The organism is Paractinoplanes aksuensis (assembly GCF_024137025.1).
Taxonomy (GTDB): domain Bacteria; phylum Actinomycetota; class Actinomycetes; order Mycobacteriales; family Micromonosporaceae; genus Actinoplanes; species Actinoplanes aksuensis.
On the sequence record NZ_JAMYJR010000038.1, the window covers coordinates 56,148 to 76,535 of the forward strand.

A 20,388-nucleotide genomic window follows, 5' to 3' on the forward strand; every position below is an offset into this window, starting at 1 on the left:
TGATGCATGAATCTCGGTAGCAGCCGTACGAATTTGCCAACGACCACGGCCCGGCAACATGGGCTGAGTGGGTGCTGCCTGGCCATGTACCGTGCCCGTGTCGTTCAGACTCTACGACTGCTGTTCGCGGTAACGACCGGATCGTTGACACGCTCTATCCAAATAAGAGCGCACCGAGCGCTTCGAGCCGCAGACGTGCGTTGATCCTGTATGGGGCTTTGGCTGGCGCCGTTGCCCCGATTAATGGCTCGGACAGAAAACTGAACGTCGGCGGGGAAGCCGGCGGCTTGCGCCAGAGCTCTGACGCGTTCGATGAGCCGCGTTTTCACGGCGTTCCCACGTTCCCGCGCCGCCGCGGTCTTGGGATTGTTGCCGCCGGATTCGATCACGACCTGGAACGGGGGTGCTCCGCCGACATGCTGCCGGTAGATGTGCTGCTGGACAAGCCATACCGCAATGGCTTCGATCTGGGCCAAATCGCGTTCCTCAATCGTAATTCGCCTCCTGTTGAACGTGAGGATGGCGGAGGTTGCCGGTGAAGGAGAGGCGAGGGCCTTGGTCGCACGATCGGACTCTCGAGTCAGTTGAGAAATCAGGTCGGCGTTGGTTTTCATCTCAGAGGTGTTCACTCGAGGCTTTTCTCCGAATGCGCGCAGTTCGAAGCGGACCATCCTCGGTTCACGAGGAGGAATATCACTGATCGTGAAGTTGCTTCGAATGCCGAACAACTCGTATTGGTCGAGTTCGACATTTCGGGCTGAAATGGGGAGCAGCGCATTGTTCAACAATCTTTGTGGGGTGACCGCGGTTCGGTCATCGCGGAGCTTCGTAGTCAGTCCGAGAAAAGTCGTGTTGTGATATCTGCTGACCAAATCTATCTCGGTATTGGATCTGGCATGCAGGTCAAGGTAGTGGACGATATCCGCCGACTGAGACTCTAGCCAATCGCGAGCCGGCCCGGAAAGCATGGAGCGAATCGCGGCAAGTGAAAAGCGTGAAGCGGCTAAGAAGTAATTCTTGGCCAGTTGGTCCGGAATCGGTTCGTCTCCCCCAGATCTTTTGGAGCGAGCACGTCGCGCAGCGAAAATTTGCTGGTTTTTGATCGCCACGACCCCAGGCAGTGCCATACCTACAACATTTGTGTAGACGACTGCTAAGAATCCGCGGAGACCCATCACATCCCTTATTACGTCGGCTGGTGTTGCACGGCTTGATGTCGGCCTGAAGGTTTCCGTGATGTGATCGGAAAAATCGAGCCCTGCCCGGAGGAGAGCGATGCGTTCCGGTTCATATGTGTTCTCGGGGTGTGCTACGAATTGCAAGAAGGGATAGATGCTTTCAACCGGAACTCCGAAGGTGTACTGAACATAAAGGTCGTTTAGCGGGTCCACGGTCGGGTCGTACTCAGTGATTCTATACTTTTCTGCCATTTCCGCCTCGGTGATACGAAAACCGCGGTCGGCAGAATAGAACTGGTCTAGCCTGGGCTGCCGGTTTGAAGGCTTGTCGGCCAGTCTTCTCAGTTCGTGATCGATAGCGTCGACGACCTCGTCGTTGTTCCTTCCTTCCGTTTCGTCATACAAAACATTGATGGCCGGTGAAACAAACTCGATGATCACGCGGTTTCGTATATCGAGATGCACATCAACGTTCCTGGACACGGCGATGTCTTTGATGCCCTGTTCCCTCAACTCCTCCTCAGGGACGTTTGTCTGAAAGTTAGTCTCCACCTCATAGCCCATATACCCGAATGTGCGGCCGGTCGGTGGATCGGTCAGCGTTTCGGCAAGTCTGCCGCCCTCGTTCTGGGGAATACTTCGTACCGTGCTGCTCGAATCGATCAGCACGGCGCGGGTGTAGATCGATGAGAGCGCGGGTGCACGAGTGCTCACGCGATCCTCGGGCCTGTTACGTGTCGGATCCAACCACCATGTACCCGAAACCGTTCGATGGGCGGCAAGGGCATGTCCGGGACCGTGCGCTCGCTGCCAGACGAATAGGATCGTGGTTCCCGGTTCGGCCGCCTTCAGAGCGATCTCGGCCTCCGCCCACGTCACCTGCCTTTGCCAGACCTGCGCGGGAAGGACTCGCCCGGTCACAGTGGTGCTGCCGCCATCCGATTCTTCGACCGACCGTGAAAGACGCAGGCGGGGATGGAGGAGCCTGCTCAGTTCCCGAATCTGAATCTCGCAGCGTGTGTCGGCGGTCGCGTGGACCTCGGCGGCTTGATTGACGACCGACACCATCACGTCGTCGGCGACCACCAGCGTGACGAGTTGCCGATCAGTTGGCGGTGACAGTGCCGCGGGCAAAAACCGCCACGATGAGGGCTCGACGCTCGAAGGCGTCAGCCACGCTATGACACCGACGTTCCTTCCGGCCGTGGCCGTCGGGTCGGCGTTCATCGGATGGCGCCTGTTGTGCTGGTCGATCACGAGTCGCCCGTCAGCATCGTAGTCAATGCTGACCGAAGGAGTGTTCCTCGGATCGGCGAACCCACGTGTGGTCGGTCGGGGTGTCAGGGTGGCGGACGGCTCGGGGTCGTGGTCGATCACCGGGGGCATGGCGTTGATCGCCGTTTGTGCTGCTGGTGAGACGAGTTCGTCGATGTCGTGATCGTTGTCGGCCGAGAGCGGGTGAGCCTGTGTCGCGGCGACAGCCATGGAAGAGCGCGCCGGATGAAGAAGTGCGCTCTGGAACGTGGTGGTCAAGCGTCCGTCGCTGGTGTAGTTGATGCCTATCGGCGGTGCCGCCTCACTGAGCCGCCGACCGCGACCGACGGTCTGGTCCGTGGACTGGGGCTTCGCGTCGGTCGCTCCCGCTGTGTCGTCGAGAACGGCCGACGTCCTGTCCTTGTACGGTGCGATCTTTTCCGCTGCTGCTTGACGCGATCGCCTGTCCGGTTCGGTAGTCGGCTGTTGACGATCGTCTGCACGTTCGTCTTGACTTTGGTCACCGTTGACATCGCCAGTGCTATGCGCGTCGAGGCTGATAGCCGCGGCATCGTGTGGTGCCGGAATGCCTGGGCTGAGAGGTATGAACACCCACCCGATGACGTCGTCTGGTTCGACCGCGAGACCCCGGCGTTGGCTGTCAAGAAAATCTACCCCGTCGGCGGCGCGATAGACGTTGAACGCGTGCGAGATCGCATCTCGACGTCGAGCGATCATGATACCGCGAGAACCGGGTGCAGATTCGTTCATGGCGTCGGCGACGGCATCAAGGCTGGTGCTGCTGTAGAGCAGTGGCTGGTCGCCTTCGGCCGTGTCGAGCACACTTTGTTGGTAGTTGACCAGGTTACGTTCGGGCTGCGCGTCATCGTCAGGAGCGAGAAAAATGGTCTCGCCTGCGGTCAGGCTCATGTCCAATGCGATAGCGGCTAGCACACAGTTGGTGGTGGAGTTGCTGGCTTCCGAGTTGACGACGGCCAGGGCCGGATAGGCGACGCGCGCAGCCTGGTCGTCGGCCAGCCGTGAGGTGATCGGACGGCCTGGGCCCGAGCTGCCGACATCGCCGGGACGTTGTCCCCAGAAGGACCGGCTGCCACCGTGAGGTGCCCCCGAATAGGAAACCGACGCGTGGCTTCGCGCGGCCGGACGAACAGAGCTCAGCTGCCGCCTCAATCTCGCTGCGAGGTTGTCAACTACTAGGACTGCGCTTTGTGCGGCAGCATGCGCCATGCGCTGGTCCTGGCTCGCAGTGTCGAGCCGGGGTAGCAAGTAGATCGCGAACCTGGCCCGGACTTGGGTCAGGCTGCCCAGTGCGGCCTGGACGTGGGAGGCGTTCGGCGAGTTCGAGCTGTACAGAGCAAGCATGAGCTGAATGGCGGTGGCGGCGGGCAGGAAAATATAAGTCTCGCCGGGGCGGCTGGTCGCTGTCTCGAAGTACTCGGCCAGCTGGGCGAGCTGACCGAGGTAACCCACGGAGTCCCGGCCGGTTGGTGGATCGAGGAGGCGATCAGCGAGGAACATCTGTGCCGCTGCCTGATGCTGAGCTGTCCATTGCTGGGGCGGGACGGCGTTGCGCAGAGCCTCGATGTAGTGCGGCTGCGAGAAGTTGTCGTAGCTGGCCTGAGCGGTGGCCAGCCGGGCTACGTTGACCAATTGCTCCAGGGTGGTCTCCGCCGTGTCCGGCGATACCAGACCGACGGTGCCTACCCGGCGAAGCTCCAATGGAAGGAGTCCGCGGTGACCCGGAGGACGAGAATAGTCCAGATCGGGGAGGACTGTCATGCGTCCGAATGCCTCGGACTGATGGATCGGGCGATGCGTAGGAAGGAGCGCTGCGTCGATGTAAGCCCCTACCGTGACTCCGGGGCCGGCCGCCGACATCGGCGCGGATTCGAAGACCGTGCCGTTGAGTGTGAACCCGACGCTCCGCTGATAGCGCTCGTGATAGTCGGGGACCTTCTCCGCTACGGCGCCTTGGAACTTGTTGCGAATGCGGTCTCGGCGCTGGTGCAGGACATACTGCACGTTCGGCAGAGCCCGGGACCGAACGGCCGAGAGGTTGACTCTCGACAACGCGGTTACCTGATTTTTGATCAAATTGCGCGGCGTGATGATGCCGAGGGCGTAGCCGATGCCGTGCGTGTAGGCCAGAAGAACGATATCCCGCAACTCTCTGAACTCCTGCGGGCTGAGAGAGAAATCGGGATCATTCCTGATTTCGTTCGCGATGCTGTCGGAAAGCGCAAGGCCATCATTGAGGAGTTCATTTCCCCAGCGCTGCCTCTGTAGCGCGTTCGGTGGAGGCTGGTCTTCCATGAAATAGTTCTTGATCATGGAAAGGAAATTGTGTACCGACCCGATCTCGACGCCGATGGTGTATTGCGGTGCCACTGAGAGATGGTTGTCTGGCGACCTCACCGGCGTATAGGTCCAGTTCGCCGGCGAGCTCCCGTCGGGCAACGTGGCGAACATCCATCCCCTGGACGGCGGGAAGATCGCCGAGAGCGTCGTCTCCCGAGTTTCTCGAAGATCGGCCGTGGGGCCGGGTCGGAGACGAGTCAAGGTCTGGTAGACCTGGTGCCGCTCCTCCCGTGAGTTCTGCGCAATGCGCCGGGTCGTCTGATCGCCCTCGCGCAGCAGATTAGGCATGGGGTCGGAGACTATTTCAAGAATCGACATCACCTCGCCGTTCTCCTGCTTCGGCCACACGTACTCGTAGTGGTCGTCGAGCCACCGGAAAGTACCCGTATCCATGATGACGGACAGTCCAGTAGAGGGGTTGATAATCACCTTTCCGTATTGCGGTGGAACGTAACCGAGACGTTGTCCAGGAATGCTGACGAAGCCGGAATGGATCTCGGCTTCCAGCCCGCTGCGGCCATAGCGCGAGGCGGACGCGTCGGTGAGGGCACGAGCGGTGGAGTCGGACGGGACGTCGTCCGAGGACTGATGCTGGACCTCGGCCGATCCGTTGACGACGAGAGCGCGTAGGTCGATTGCCGATTCCAACAGATCGCCGCGGCGTTCAGCCCATTCCTCCGGGCTCTGTGGACGGTCGAAGGTGCTGGTTATGGACTGCGCATCAAGGTCGATCCAGTGCAGTTGATCAGACTCAGCGTCCGGGCTGGTCCTTCCGGAGTTGTGGACGGCAACGGCGTGGCCGAGGTCGCTGCCGCTCGAGTTGGCGCCGAGAGGACGGTCGAACAGGACGAAGCCGGTGCTTCCCGGGCCGGCTGCGCGGACGGCGCCTTCGATTTCATGCCATGACGATGCGCGAGGCCATCCGTGCCGTGACGCGAACTGCTCGGTGGCGCGGCGGGTGCCGATGCTGCTGTCGTCGAGGGTGACGCCGGCCCGGACACCTGAGGGGTAGAGCTTGTCCCGCAGTGCGGTGAGGAGCACGACGCAGTCGTCGAAGTCCGCGGCCTCCCGAAGCACTTCGTCGGCGATACGCGCCAGGTCGGTGTGAGACCGCGGGGCCGGCCGGGATCTCGGACTGTTGGGCACCTCGAGCGCGAGGCGGGCTCGCGCTCGATCAGCCGGGGCAGACGTTTCATCGGCTGGTGTTCGAGCCTCGGGGCTCTCATCGCCGACGTCGTCGCGATTAGCCGGCACTGCGTAGGAGTTGCTGGACGGGTTGGTGTGGGGGTTGTCGGTGGTGGTGACGGTGATGTCGCTGTTCTTGACGATGCTGATGGCGTTGTTGAGGAGTTTGTTGGTGGGGTCTTCGGGGTTATCGCGTTGGGGTTGTTTTCCGTACCAGCGGTGGAATGTGTCGAGTGCTGCGTTTTCGGCGGGTATCAGGGTGGCGGGTGTGGGCACAGCCGCTTTGTGGAACATGTTCCGCATACGAGCCAAGGCCCGCCCCAGAGTTGTTCGGTGACCGAACGAGTGAGACTGCGACGGGACGGGTGTATCGGTGACAAGCGGTTCCGGTTCCGCCCACGGGGCCACCTGCGCCCGGTCAGCCAGCAACGCGACGGGCCGAGGCAAGGTTTTGCGAACTCGATCGATCGGTTCGCTTAGTCGAGAAAGTCCGGTCTCTGCATTGGCCTCCACGAATTCAGACGTCCGGTCCAATGCGGCGGACAGATGACTGAGTTCGGCGATCCTCGTATGTTCGGAGAGTGAGGGTAGGTGTGCCTGTGTCAGGGCGTCCAGTGATCTTCCGAGAACTTGGATGGCTTCGTTCTCGACAGCGGATGGTGAAGGCGTCCGGGAAAGCCGATCGATCGAACCGACCAGGAGGTCGGCCAGTTCGTTGTCGTGCAGGTCGGCGAACGGGAGGTCCATCAGGCCCGCCGAGGCCAGCTGCGGGCTGATAGCGGCCACCGCATCGGCTACCTCGGTCAGCCGGGAGTTGTCGCTGGCATCGTCACGAGCGGCGGCCAGCACTCCGTACAGGCCGACGAACTGATCCTCGTCGTTGCGGTGGTTCGCCGCGAGTCCGGACTGGAGAGGGCGGGAGAAGCCCGTCTCCGCGAGATGGTTCTCGCCGAGGAATTTTTTGAACGTCGGATCTTCCCGGACCGCGCGCATCAGCGGCCCATCCGTCTCGGTCGATTCAATTACAGCGGATTCTGCTGCCGTTGGGCCGGCTGGTTTGAATTCTGGCCGTTTGTTTCGAGCCGGCTTGACATCGATCCGGCCCGTGGAGTCGTATCCGGCGGTCGACATGAAGGTCTGCACGCCGGTTGACGAGGTCCAGGGGGAAAGGGGGGCCTCGGTATTCGAGTCCGGTCGGGCGACTGGGGCCGGGTCGGGCAGAAGTTCGTAGTGGTCGGCGTGACGGGCCACTTCGATACGGGGGTTGTCGGGGTGGCCGAAGTTCTGCGGGGCCGCGTACGTCGGACCGGTCGAGGCGTTGACGTTTGCCCCGCGGACTCCGATGTTGAGGTCCAGCGCGGCGGCCAGGAGGGGCAGGAAGGCCTCGCCTATGTTGCTGGACCAGGATTCGTGCCAGTTCGCCGCGGCCGCCTTGAGTTCCCCGAACTCGCGCATGGTCACCGGCTCTGCCCGGGCGCCGTCGATGTCCAGGGGAGCGTCTTCGTCGAGCGCCTTGTGTACTCGGTAGGGCAAGAGGACCTCGGCGGGAAACGTACCGGGATCAGCGTGGCTTTCCAGATAGTCGAGGGTTTTGTCTAGCAGAATGGTGGCGACTTTGCGGGGGTAGGTGTCCGCGGGCAGGAGGCCGTGCCGGTCGCGTACGGAGGTCGTGGCGTAGTAGTCGAGATCGGCGCGCACCTTCGCGGGGTCCGACAGCCAGTCGTTGAGGGCGGTGTATTCCCTGAGGATTTTTCGTGCCTCGCGCGCCCGAAGATCCCTGGACTCCTCGACTTCCTCGGCCGTCCCGTGCTCCGGGGGTTCCGCCGCTTTCTGCAGTTCTTCGAGCTCTTCAGGTGATTTGCGTGTGAGTTCGAGCAGGTTCTCCGATCCGGCGCCGATGATGCTGTACAGCTGGCAGTATCCGTCGCCCGGCACCCGCACGGGCCCGTTCATGGAGGGCAGGGCACCGCTGTCCAACCAGTTTGCCACGTCGGTGGCTGCTGAATTTCCGTGACGATGGAGAACGTACGCGATGGTGGTCGCGTTGTCGGTCGTGCTCGGATTCCGCTGGGCGGCTCCCGCGATCAGTGTCCGATGCCGTTCGGGTTCGAGGGTCTCGAGCCTGTTCAACTCCGACTTCATCTGCTCCCGCGCGGGCAGAACGGGGCCCCAACTGCCTGTCCATGGCAGCGGCCCGGTTGGCTGCGCGGCTGTCGGTGCAGGGTCGTGCGCGGTCGTTGTGATGATTTGACCGCGCTGGTTGACCAGGCGCACTTTCAGCCCGCCGGTCAGCTCCAGGCTTACCCGGGGGCGGATGCCAACTTGGCTCTGATCGTGCAGGTCAGCATAGGAGATCTGGCTGTCGGCGGTGACGTACAGCAGATAGGCGTGTGGCTCGAAGCCCAGGACATCGCGGCGGATGAACGCGGTTGTCCCAGGGCCGGCCGCACGAAGCTGCTCTTCGATGTCCGCCAGGGACTGCGTGGGCCATCCGTGGCCTTGATCGTCGTGGGGGTCGGTGGTGGAGTCGATCGCGGCGAGCCCGCCCGGAAAGAGGCCGCGGCGGGCGTCGGACAGCAGGACGCCCGCGAAGTCCTCACTGGTCCGGCCCTCTCGGTCAGCGTCCTCCGGGTTCAGTCGGTGAGAAGCCTCGGTAGCGAGATAGATCAGCCGGCCCAGGGCTTTGTGGCTCAAGGAATTGGGCAGGGTGTCTCGTTGGTAGTCGACGATTTCCGTCGTGACCGTGACGTCGACTCGCGTGGTTTTCTCGTGACGCAGAAGCCACCTGACCCATCGGCGTCTGCTCGGTGGGCGGCGGACGATATCGACGACCCGGACGTGAGGCCGGGGCGCGGCGCCGGGACGAGGTTGGACGATCATCTTCAGGCGGGACCAGCTTCGCCAGGCGGCTTTCCCGGACCGGCGGCCCACGGGGGCGGCGTCTCGGCCGGAGGCACCCGGCGTGATCTCCGGACGTGGTTGGACGACCAGTTTGAGATAGGACAAACGAAGCCACCCGGGCCGGGATGGCCGGCTCCACGAGGGGCGGGCAGCGCGCCGGGCTGGTGTCGACTGCGGTGACTGCGCGGAGCCGTCCGGCTGGTCGGAACCGTTCGCATGATCGACCGTACGGTGAATCCGGTTCTGCCGTAGTTGTTCGCGGTGAATGTTCGTACGCCTGGGCCGCTCTACACGGCCGGACTCCGAACGGATCGAGAGGGACGGCAGCGAAGCGGGCCGGCCGGTGCTGACAACCTCACGTCGGGCGGCGTCGTCGAGCCGACTCGGGGGAAGCTTATCCGCTGGCACGTCCCAGGCGTCGCCGGCCGTGTCGGCGGGGTTGACGAGGCGGGACAGCTGGTGCAGATCGGACGGCGTCTCGTCGGTTGCGGTGCCGGCGGTGTCGCTGGGGTCGAGGTCTTCAGGGTGGAGGGAGTGGGCGTTTTGTGGTGCCGGGATACCGGCGGACAGCGGGATGAAGACCCATTCGGTGATGTCGCCGGGTTCGACGGCAAGGCCTTGGCGTTGACTGTCGAGGAAGTCGACGCCGTTGTGGTGGCGGTAGACGTTGAAAGCGTGTGAGGTGGTGTTGCCGCGTCGGGCGAGCATGATGCCGCGGGCGCCGGGTTCGGCGCTGTTCATGGCGTGGGTGACGGCGTCGAGGGTGGTGCTGTAGAGCGGTGGTTGCTCGCCTTCTTGCGTGGTGAGCATGCTTTGTTGGTAGTTGGCCAGCCAGCGTTCGGGTCGCGGGGGGTCGGCCGGGGCGGTGAAAGTCGTGGCTTCGGCCAGGCTCAGGTCCATGGCGATGGCCGTCATGACGCAGTTGGTGGTGGAGTCGCCGGTTTCGGAGTTGACGACGGACAGGGCCGGGTAGGCCGTGCGGGCGGCTTCGTCGTCAGGGAGCCAGGAGGTGATGGGACGGCCCGGACCGGAGGAACCCGTATTGCCACGACCTTGGCTCGAGTCGGTGCGGGGTGGTAGTGGGAGCTGGCGGGCGCGGAGGTCTCGCCTGGCGATGATCTGCCCATCGGGGGCGTAGCCGGTACTGGTGAGGTTTTGCCGGTCCCGGGGGTTCTGCGGGTCGGTCGGCGGCTCTTCGGTGAACGTGGTGGAGTCGTACAGCCAGTGTGGCTTTGGTGCGGGCCGCGGGTTGACGGAGGCGCCGGATGGGTCACTGTCGTCTCGTGTCGGTGCTCCGGTTCCCTCTCGACCATGACTGCTTTGCGGGGTGGGCAGGGGGCGCCGGTTCCGCTGGGCTGTACCGGAGCCGGATCGGGAGGTGGTGGACGTGGCCGATGCGGAAGATGGGTTTCCCGGGGACGAGGACGCTGGGGGTGGTGTGAGGGAATGGATCGCAAGCTCGCTGGAAGAAGGGTTGCCAGTCGGCGGCGAGTGCGGCGGTGCGGCATTCGCGGGGCCGGTGGTCGGCGCTGGAAGGGGCCGCGATGTTGCCGTGGTGCCTCGTTCGTGGGAGTCGTATCGGTTACCACGGGAATTCTGTCGCCCGGCTTCCATCCCAGCGGTTCCGGCGGCCGAGATCGCGGAGGGCCTGTGATCACTTTCGTTCTCGGGCGGTAGCGGCGGCCGGCGCCGGGGATTGCCGGTGAGGGGGGAGGCGGCGTCAGCGCTGTCACCTTGAGCGTTCGTTTTTTCCGGCGCGTGAGGCGGCTGGGGGTTGCGGGCTGCTGGGTCGTCCGGGCTCAGTACGTATGCGTAGTGCAAGTGGCGGGCTTCGAGCCGGATCGTGTCGTGCTGAGCTGCGGAGAGATCCTTGCGGCCACCGTTGAAGGTGAATGCCTCGATTCGTTCACCCTTGCCGTTGTCGTTCTCGACTTTGATGGGTGTGCTCAAAGCGAAAGAGATTAGACCGAGGAACGCCTCTCCGACTCGATCGTAGTATTTGTAAGACCATCCGTCGAGGGCCTCACGAATTTCGCGGAATTCGCCCGCGGTCACCGGTGGATCGTTAAAGTAATGGTTCGACAGCATCTGCTGCAGGTTGTCAACGGGGGCATCCTCGAGATCGAGGCCGTCCGGAGCAATGTAGTTGAACATCTTAACGTGATTTTGGTACTGTTCAGGTGACACCTCATAGTCGCCGGGCTTCACGGCGAATTTGCTTTCGGCCTCTCTTCGGGCGGCTCCGGCGTCGATGCCGGGGTTTTGCGCGATCAGATCGCTGACTCGCTTCTCGACGTAACGCTCTCGTAGCCAGCCATGTGGTACTTGCGAAGCCATCGTCACTTTGTCTATGCCCGCGTCTCGCATCGTCGCACGCAAGTGCCCGGGGTCGGGAACACGTTCATTGACGATACCGTTGAGGCGGTAGAGCTTTACGATATCTGCCGGCAGGGCCGCCGGATTGTCCTGGTATTGGTCCAAGGTATCGATGACGAATTGGCGGAAAGCCTCGGCCGCCCGGAAGGGAAGATCATCGGCCGGCCGTTGCCCGAGCGAGCCCAGCTCGGCACTGGCCTGCAGGTCGGCGCGTACTCGCGCGGTGTCCTGCAGCCATTCCAGGATGTCTTGGTCGGCCCAGTTGCCGGTCGAGAGTTTGTCGTGAATCAGTGTCGGGTTGTAGCCGATGGTGCTGTACATCTGACAGTATCCGTCCGCCGGGACTCGTCCCGTGCGCGTGGCTTCACGGCCGGATTCTGCGGGTGCTGTCTGCGTGACCGTGGGAGGCTGCGGAGGCGGTGCGGGCTGTTGCTGCGGTGCACGGCGTCCGGCATCATCCTGGGGCTTTCGCGGTTCGAGCCGCGGTTTCCCCTCGCCCCGCGGCTTCGCGAGGGTTTGTTGCAGTGCTGTAATTGTCCTGCTCAGACGCCTTACTCGGCCCTGCCGCCGGTTACGTTGTGCTGCCTTACCGCTCTCATTGGCGCTGAAATCGGCTTGCGCGGCACGGGAGGCGGACGAGACCGGTTCGGCTGCCGGTTGCCGCACGACCTCCAACTTGGCTTGAAGAGTTCCGAGTTGTCGAGTGAGCGCGGTCAGGCGACCCGACAACTGCTCACGGATTCTTGTGCCGGATTCCGGGGTGTGGGAGGGGAACAGGATCAGGTCCAAGTCGGTTTGAACCTGCTCGAAAAGCCTCTCCAGGCCGCCGTCGCCGGGCGCCCACGTCAGCATGGCGCTCTTTTCGCTGCGGAGTTGTCTGGCCAGGTCCGCTACCTGCTTTTGCTGATCTTCATCGAGGCGTGAGCCGTGTTCGACGCGTAGGCCTTTCTCGGTGGCCTTGTCCTCGAGAATTCTGACCGTGTCGTCGAGGTAGGTCGCATAGGTGGCCAGCGGGTCGTGCAGTTCCAAGCCGGTCAAATTGTTTGCGAGGTCATTTTTTTCCTGCTTGAGCACGAGCAGGAGTGCGCTCAGCCGTTCCTCAGGTCCGCGTCTCGTCGAGTCGGGCGCGTACAGGTCGAGCGCCAACCGAATCCGACCGACCGTGGCCGAGCGCTGTGCATCCACCACGCCCAACGTCGCCCGGCCCGGCTCGGGTACATAGTTCTCGAGGAACCGTTCGATGGTCTTGTTCTGCAGCAGCTCACGTAACCAGACCTTCTGTTCCTGATCTTGGAGGACGGCGTGACGAGCAGTCTCGTCGAAGCCGGCCGCGTAGGTATAGGCGAGTTCGTCGAGATGCTCGTCGTACAGTCGTCGGGCTTGCCACTCGCTCGGCACCGGGTCGAGGTGGTTCGGTGAGTGCTGGTCGGCGAACCAGCGCGCCTGCGCTCGATAGTTGTCCACTTCGTCAGCAGGCAGGTCGTTGAGCTCCCGGGTCCAGTTCGTGATCGGCCTCCGGGGCCGACGGTGGCCGGGCTGCGCTGTGCCTGCCGCCGCCTGTTCCGGTTGAACCGCCGGACGCCTGGTAGACGGCCTGGAGCCCGATTCCTCAGACTCCGCCGGGGGCATCGGACGCTGTGCAGGGACGCTCGGCGGCGCCTGAGGAGCTGGGCCTGACGGGGATGCGGACGGCGCCACCGGGGACTGTCGAGCGGGAGCAATCGGAGCCGGCTGAACCGGGACTGGTGGGAGCTTACTGGTCGGTGCAGGTGAGGCAGCCTGAGCTGTCCGACTTGAACTACTCGCCGGCGTCGAGGGATTCGCAACTCCAGACGCCGTCTGCGCGGATGGCGCCGGCAGCGGATTGCGCGGCCGACGCGCGGGCGGTGGCGGTATGGTCGCGGGTGGCTGCGGCAGCGGGGCGCGCGTCCGGGGCGGTTGCGGTGTGCTCGCCGCCGTCGTTACCGGCGGTGGCGGTGTGCTCGCCGCCCTACCGATGGGAGGTTGTGGCAGCGGGTTGCGCTTCTGGGGCTGCGCGGTGGGCACGGGCGGTGGGTCCGCCTGGTGTTGCGGTGGGCGCCCGGCGGGGTCCGGACGCGAGGGGGTGCGAGTCCGCGGGCCGGGCACTCTTGGTGCAGGCTTGGGGGCCATACCGCCGAGCAGTCCGGCCCGTGTGTCGCGTTCGATCTGGTACTGGGTGATTAGTTGTGCGGCCAGGGTGTCCGCTCCGGCTTTGTCGTTGCCGGGCGTGGTTAGGTAGTCGGCGAGAATGGCGGTCAGCGTCCAGCCGGCATCCGATCCGTCGAATCGGGGGTCCGCCTCGCCGTGTCTCATGACGATCGGCAGGCGCACGCCGTGCCGGCCGACCAGGGCCCGGGCCTCGATGATTGCTCGTTCGAACGGGTCGCGTCGCTCGGGGGTCTTCTGCGGATCGGTGTCCCGTTGCTTGCCGAGGCGGGTGAACTCACGCTTGGCCCGGTCCAGCTGGTCCCGATGGTCGGTCGCCAGGCCGGCGCCGGCGGTTTTGCTTTTTTCCGGGCGTTTGTCGGTTGGCGGAGGCGGGGAAGCCACTGCCTGCCCGGTCGGCAGCCGGGTGCCGGTCTCAGTGGTGCCGGCGCCGTGCTGAGCGGGCCGGACCTCGTGGGCGACGAGGTCGGGGGTAGTCGGGGGTGTGACCGACGCGTCGGTGGCTGTGTTGATCGTGGTGGCTGCCGGGGCGGGAACGAGGACGGATTGCAGTCCGGCCAGTCCGGCCAGTCCGGCTTCGGCCGGTGTGCTGTTCGCACTGGCAGAGTCGACCGGCTGTTTGGTTGATGTGCTCGCGGTAGCCGATGGGGAGCCACTGGCGGTGGTGCCCGAGGAAGGCGCGCTGGTCCCGCTCACGGCGGCGGAGGGAGTAGCGGAGGCGGAGGGAGTAGCGGCCGCGGCGACGGCCGGAGTGCTGGTCGCGATGTCCATCCCGGACAATCCCGGTGACTGATCCGGCGACGAGGGCGCGTCGATCGACGACGACATGCCACCCGCCGCGGCGAGTGTGGCCGGCGACGCCGTGGTCGTGGTGCTGCCCGAACCTTCACTGATCTTGCCGTTGGCAGCCGATGTGCCGGCTGCTACAGAGCTGCTGGCGGTAAAGGAGCTGGTGGTAGAGCTGCTGGTGGTAGAGGAGCTGGCCGCATTGCCGCTCGCGGCCGGGCTGCCACCGGTGGTGGAGACACCGCTGGGCGAGCTCGTATCGCCGGTGGTGGAGGTGCCACCAGCAGCTCCCAAGCCCGCGGGAGGACTTGCCGCTGTGGTGGGGGTGGCACTGGGGTTGCCGATCGTTGCCGCAGCGGCATTGGTAAGGGAAGAGCCGGTCGTGGCCGGGTTTCCGCTGTTGCTGATGGCCGGGGCTGTGCCTGTCGCCGCCCCACCGTTCGGCGCGGAGTTGTTGCTGCCGGACCCGCTGCTGGTCGCGGGGTTGGCCGAGGTGGGAGCGTCGACGACGGTGGCCGGGTTCGCGTTGCTGTTGGTGGCGGCCGACTGAGGGGCACCGTCGGTGGCCGCGCCGCCCGTAGCCCCGCGATCGCCCGTGGCGGATGTCCCGCCGGCGGTGGGCCGGCCCTCCGCGCCGGCTGCGGCCGGACTACCCGCGCCCGCACCCGCGCCGGCTCCCGCGCCAGGCTCTGTGTCGGCGGCTGCGCCCTTGCCTGCATTTGCGCTGGGGTCGGCGCCGGGTTCGGTCAGTGTGTTGTTTTTGCCGCCGTTGTTGTCTTTGCCGGTGGGGGTCTTTTCGGGGACTTCGACCAGGAGCAGGGGAGCGCCGACGCCCATGCCGGTGAGGAAGGCGGAGGAGAGGGTGGCGCCGGCGTTGAAGCCGCCGCCGCCGATCAGGGACATGGTGGTGCCTTCGCCGAGGGTTTCGATGATGGCTTGGACGAGGGTTCGGACGGTCAGGCGGTTGAAGTTGTTGGTGTGTTCTTTCTTGAAGATGTAGTCGGAGATTTTCCGTCCGGCGGTGACGCGGATGGCGGTGCGGCCGGCTTTGTTGTAGACGGTGATGAAGGCGGAGGTGGCGGCGCCGAACGCGGCGGACATGAAGATTTGCAGTTCGTCGAGGTTGCCGCGTTTGCCTTCGAAGACCTGGATCATTTGGGCGGCGCCGTCCTGGCTGCCTTCTTCGACGGCTTCCTGCGCGCCTTCCTTGGCCAGTTCCCAGCCCAGGTATCGGAATTTCTCGGGTGTCGTCAGGTCCGAGAATTTCTTCCGGGCGGCCTTCTCGCCGGCTTCGGGGACGCCGCGGGTGACGGTGACGCCGGTCAGGGTGCGGGTGATGTTGTCGTTGAGTGCGTGCAGGCGTGTGGTCAGGGCGCCGCGTAGTTCGTCGAGGGTTTCTTTGATGGCTTTGCGTCCGGCGGCGATGATGGCGGGGGCGGCGGCGGCGCCGAACCCGGTGAGCATGGCTTTGAAGATTTCCAGGACGGTCCAGAACGCGACGATCAGCACGACGTACTGGGCGGCTTCGGTGTCCAGGGCGAAGCCGTCGGCGGCGCCGGCCAGGGACGTGGTGATCTCGCTGACCGTGGGCAGGTCCCGGGTGATGGTGCTGGCGTATTCGTCGAAGGCGTCGCCGGCGTTACCGCTGAGGACCTGCGGCACGCGCCGGCTCAATGCGGCGGTCCCGTCGACTTGCTGGCTCACCATGGTCGCGGTGTTGATCAGGTCAGCCACCATCGCCCGGACCTGGGGGATGTCAGCCTTGGGCAGTTGCTCGCCCACGGTGTAGAGGACCGCGTCGTACACCCACTGGTAGTTGGGGTCCTCGATATGAATGTCGACCACGGTGAAGCCTGCCGTTCAGCTGCGGAAAAAAGGGCTCGCTGGATCAGCGATGAGGTCGTTCAATTCCGAACATGTCGCGCAGTTCGGCCGGCAGTGACGCCGCATCGGGCATGTAGGTCTCCGAGGCCGTGGCCCCGCGCATCAGCGTGGCCGCGTCGGCACCCTCGGGCATCAGCGGCTGCAGGATCTCGGCCGAGCGCGTCAAGGCTTTCTCCTTGGCCTCGGCGTAGGTGGTCATCAGCGCCGTGCTGAGTTCCCCGGGGGTCATCCGGCGGAACGCGCTGGTCGGGAACTGGATACCGGTCAGCGTCCCGTTCTGCCCGACCGTGACCGACACCTCACGCCGCGGCGAGGTCGCCGTCTCCGAGACCTCCCGCATCTTCTCCTGAGCCTCGTTCAAGCTGCTGCGCTGGCGCTCGAATTCGGCGAACAGTCCTTCCACACGCGCGCTGAGATCCATGTCGCGCCTCCCTTCCTCGAACCGCCAAGTGAATGTCGGCCCGGGCCGGTCCGGAAGGGGCGAAACCAGCTACGGAACGGTCGTGCAGCAGGTCTTCACGACAGTTCGTCTGCGAGACGGTCGATGGTGACGACGACCACATGAACCGGGCCACGCCCCTCCACTGTGGTGAACCAGAGGCGGCTGATCCCGTCCTGAGCGGTAGACCCTGAGCACAGAGAAAGCGGGAACCGCGAATGCCGGTGGAATCGAAGTACGACCTGGATTCCGACGACTACTTCAGTGATCCGTACCCGACCTACGACCGGATGCGGATGCACGATCCGGTCTTCTTCGACGAGACCAAGGGCTTGTGGTACGTCACCCGCCACGCCGACGTGACGGCACTCGCTCGCCATCCGGGCACCTCGGTGAACCGCGTCGAGGCCTTCTTCACCGGGGTGTCCCCGGAGCTGGCCGACCGGGTCGCGGTCGTGCGGCGGTTCTTCTTCGACTGGCTGGTCTTCCTCGACCCGCCCCAGCACACCCGGCTGCGCCGCCTGCTGATGACGGCCCTCTCGCCGGCGGCGGTGGCCAGTCTGACGCCGGACCTGACCAGGATCGTCGACGACACCCTGGACGGTCTGGCCGACCGTGCGACCTTCGATGTCGTCAACGAGTACGGCGTTCCGGTCACCCTGCGGCTGATCGCGCGCATGATCGGTATTCCGGACTCCGACATCGGTTCGTTCAAGGCCTTGGCGGACGCGGCCATCAAGCCGCTGACCTGGACCGGGGATCCCGACGGCAATGTCATCGCCGCCTACGACGGCGTCGTCGGCCTGGAAGCGTTCTTTCGTGGCTTGATCCAGGAACGCCGCCGACGGCCCGCCGACGATCTGCTGACCCAGCTCACCCGGGCCGGTGACGACGACCCGGCGATGACCGACCAGGAAATCATCTCGACCTGCGCCATGCTGCTGGTCGCCGGGCACGAGACCAGCGCCAACCTCGTCGGTACGGGCGTGCTCGCGCTGCTGCGTCATCCGGACCAGCTCGGGCTGCTGCGTGACGACCCGGCGCTCATCGTGTCGGCGGTCGAGGAGTTCCTGCGGTACGACGGGTCGGGCGGTGGCCTGGGACGGATCGCGACCGAGCCGATCGAGCTCAGCGGTGGTCGGATCCCGGCCGGCCAGCTGGCGTTCGGCCTGACCCATGCCGCGAACCACGATCCGGCGGTGTTCGCGGACCCGGATCGCCTCGACATCCGGCGGGCGAACAACCGGCACCTGGGTCTCGGTCACGGCCTGCATATGTGTCTCGGCGCGCACCTGGCCCGCCTGGAGACCCGGACAGCGGTCGGCGCCCTGTTGCGCCGCCGACCGGACATCACCCTGGTCACCGAGAAGCCCCGGTGGATCAGGAGCCTGTCCCATCGGGGGGTTCACGAACTGGTGGTTGCCGGATGAGCCGCTCGCCGGAGGCCAGGGATGACGGGATCGCCATCAGGGCCGGTGGACTCTTCGACGGCCGGACCGGTCACCCGGGTGCCGTCACGGTTGTCGCCCGCTACGGAATCCTCACGGAGGTGACCGACGTGGATCGGGTCGGTGATCTTCCGCTGCTCGACTTCGGACCCGGCTCGTGGTTGCTGCCTGGTCTTATCGATACCCACGTCCACCTGGTGTTCGACGGCAGCGCGGACCCCGTGACCGCCCTGGCTGGCCGTGACGACGACGAGGTTCTGGAGCGGATGCGTGAGGCCGCCGCGGCACACCTGGACGCCGGGGTAACCAGCGTGCGGGACCTGGGTGACCGGGGTTTCCTGTCGACCCGGCTGGCCGGACAGACCCGGTCGGACCTGGCGGCCGGACCTCACATCGTGGCGTCCGGACCGCCGATCACCACCCCGGGAGGACACTGCCACTTCCTCGGGGGCGCGGTGGACGGGGTCGAAGGGCTGCGGGCGGCGGTCCGCGAACGGGCAGCGCGCGGTTGTGACGTCGTCAAGGTCATGGTGAGCGGCGGCAACCTGACGCCCGGCTCGGATCCGGCGTTGTCGCAGTTCACCCGGTCCGAGCTCGAGGTCGTCGTGGAGGAGGCCGGCCGGCTCGGCCTGAAGGTGGCCGCCCACACCCACGGGGCCGACGCTGTCGCCGATGCCGTACGAGCGGGGGTCTTCAGCATCGAGCACGTCACCTTCGTCACGTCGGACGGCTCGGCTCCGCCGGATGACCTGCTCGACGAGGTGGCGGCGAGCGGTGTCATGGTCAGTGCCTCCCTCGGGCTGCGCCCCGAACTGTGGGCTCAGGTACCGCCATCGGACCGGGCCATGGTCGAGCACTGGTTCGAGCTCAACGGCGAGCTCTCCCGGCGGGGTGCCCGCATGGTGGTGGGCAGCGACGCCGGCATCGCACCGTTCAAGCCCCACGGCGTCCTGCCGTACGCGGCCGGCCAGCTGGTCCATCAACTCGGATTCACGCCGGCGGAGGCTTTGACCGCCATCACGGCCCGTGCGGCCGAGGCGTGCGGACTGGCCAGTCACAAGGGCTCGGTCCGCCGGGGGCTGGACGCCGACCTGGTGGTCGTGGACGGGGATCCGCTCACTGATCCGGCTGCTTTGCTCGACCTCCGGGCGGTCTTCCGCGGCGGCAAGCTCGTCCGGTCGGTGCGGGGCCCGCACGTCGGAGCGACCGCTTCGACGCACCCATGGCCCCGTCCACCCCGGGACGGCGCCCGGGGTGGACGGTCCCGGTGATCAACCCCGATCGACCGGGACCGTCCGTCGGCGGCCGGGCCGTCGCTCGGGGGCGCGCCGGCTTGCCACCTCAACCTGGAAGACGGCCCGGGAAGCCTGAGGTTCACGGTTTGAACTCGGCCGTCGCAGCTACGTCGGTAGGGGAGGAAGACGTGGACCGGCTGGGAGGGTCGTCGTAGGGACGGATGCGGTCGAACCCGCTCGCCGTGCAATCCGGCAGGACGCTCGTGCAGTGCTCGCACCTGACATTGGCGGCAACGGCGCGACCACCCAAACTTGCGCTGCGATCGCCGACCGGCGGCGATTCGGCCCACATCCGTACAGTCTGAAGGGATAGGACAGTGGCAACGCAGAATCTGGCCACCGCGATCGACGGCATGCGAAAAGCGGCCGAGGCGTTCGAGGGAACGAACAGTGGCTTCCGGGCCGTCAACGCGAACATCGACGGCGCCGTTGCTCAGTTGGGTGTCTCGTGGACGGGCGAGGCGTCACGGAAGTTCCAGGATGCCATGGCGCAGTGGGACCAGCAGTTCGAAAGCGTGATTCGTGATCTGGACGTACTGCGCGACAACATGCTTGCTTCCATGAACCAGTACAGCACCGGTGGAGCGTCGGCCGTGGACATTGTGGGCGGCCTGAACAATGCCGTTTCCGGTGGCATTCCGGGAATCTGAGACACCGCCCGTACAGAAAGGAAATTCTCATGTCTGACTTCACGGTCAATTTCCCCGCGGCGCTGGCTGTTCTCGAGGAGGTTCGGGGCGCTAATAAGCGGATCACGGATGACCTCGCAGCCATGGACCCCCAGGTCCTCGGCGCTCTGGCCGGCTGGGAGAGCGAGGATGCGAGGGCTGCCTATGACGTGGCCAAGGATCGCTGGGCGGCCACCGCGGTGAGAATGAGCGAGATTCTGAATCACGCCACCAACACCCTGAACCAGGTCATCGAGCAGTACGGCATCACCGACAAGGGTGCTGCCAGGGCGTTCGGGAGCAACTGAGCAGAATGCTGCCACGGCCGCCTGGGAACGCCAGGCGGCCGGGCGGTGGAGGCCGCCACCGTTCTGACTGACGAGAGCTCCCCCGAAACGGGGGTCACTT

The 20,388-nt window shown here is 65.2% G+C and carries 6 protein-coding genes; 4 read left to right on the plus strand and 2 right to left on the minus strand.

The window, feature by feature from the left end; genetic code table 11:
* Nucleotides 1-104: 104 nt before the first annotated feature.
* On the minus strand, nucleotides 105-16,091 hold the full coding sequence (locus M1L60_RS33375) for a toxin glutamine deamidase domain-containing protein (protein WP_253241550.1): 15,987 nt from the start codon (nucleotides 16,089-16,091) through the stop codon (nucleotides 105-107).
* Between the two features lie 43 nt (nucleotides 16,092-16,134).
* The gene (locus M1L60_RS33380; protein WP_253241551.1) at nucleotides 16,135-16,551 is read right to left on the minus strand and encodes a YbaB/EbfC family nucleoid-associated protein; all 417 of its coding nucleotides are present in this window, start codon (nucleotides 16,549-16,551) and stop codon (nucleotides 16,135-16,137) included.
* 236 nt (nucleotides 16,552-16,787) lie between these two features.
* On the opposite strand from M1L60_RS33380, the gene M1L60_RS33385 reads away from it, so the two are divergent.
* The 4 genes from M1L60_RS33385 to M1L60_RS33400 all read left to right on the plus strand — a co-directional run bounded on the left by M1L60_RS33385 (nucleotide 16,788) and on the right by M1L60_RS33400 (nucleotide 20,288).
* Nucleotides 16,788-17,999 carry a cytochrome P450 gene (locus M1L60_RS33385; RefSeq protein ID WP_253241552.1) on the plus strand — a complete coding sequence of 404 codons (1,212 nt, stop codon included), beginning with the start codon at nucleotides 16,788-16,790 and terminating at the stop codon, nucleotides 17,997-17,999.
* A complete protein-coding gene (locus M1L60_RS33390) occupies nucleotides 17,996-19,288 on the plus strand; it encodes an amidohydrolase family protein (protein ID WP_253241553.1) in 1,293 nt (430 codons plus the stop codon). Before M1L60_RS33385 ends, M1L60_RS33390 begins: the two co-directional genes overlap by 4 nt.
* Before the next feature lie 341 nt (nucleotides 19,289-19,629).
* Nucleotides 19,630-19,962, plus strand: a complete 333-nt coding sequence (locus tag M1L60_RS33395; protein WP_253241554.1) for a WXG100 family type VII secretion target — start codon at nucleotides 19,630-19,632, stop codon at nucleotides 19,960-19,962.
* A 29-nt stretch (nucleotides 19,963-19,991) separates the two neighbouring features.
* Nucleotides 19,992-20,288 (plus strand): WXG100 family type VII secretion target, encoded by a 297-nt coding sequence (locus M1L60_RS33400; protein WP_253241555.1) that lies wholly within the window; start codon nucleotides 19,992-19,994, stop codon nucleotides 20,286-20,288.
* Nucleotides 20,289-20,388: the final 100 nt, after the last annotated feature.

Excerpts from the sequence above, each read along its gene's own strand:
- M1L60_RS33380 (WP_253241551.1), bottom strand. The coding sequence starts at position 16,551 with ATGGATCTCAGCGCGCGTGTGGAAGGACTGTTCGCCGAATTCGAGCGC.
- M1L60_RS33385 (WP_253241552.1), top strand. The coding sequence starts at position 16,788 with ATGCCGGTGGAATCGAAGTACGACCTGGATTCCGACGACTACTTCAGT.
- M1L60_RS33390 (WP_253241553.1), top strand. The coding sequence starts at position 17,996 with ATGAGCCGCTCGCCGGAGGCCAGGGATGACGGGATCGCCATCAGGGCC.
- M1L60_RS33400 (WP_253241555.1), top strand. The coding sequence starts at position 19,992 with ATGTCTGACTTCACGGTCAATTTCCCCGCGGCGCTGGCTGTTCTCGAG.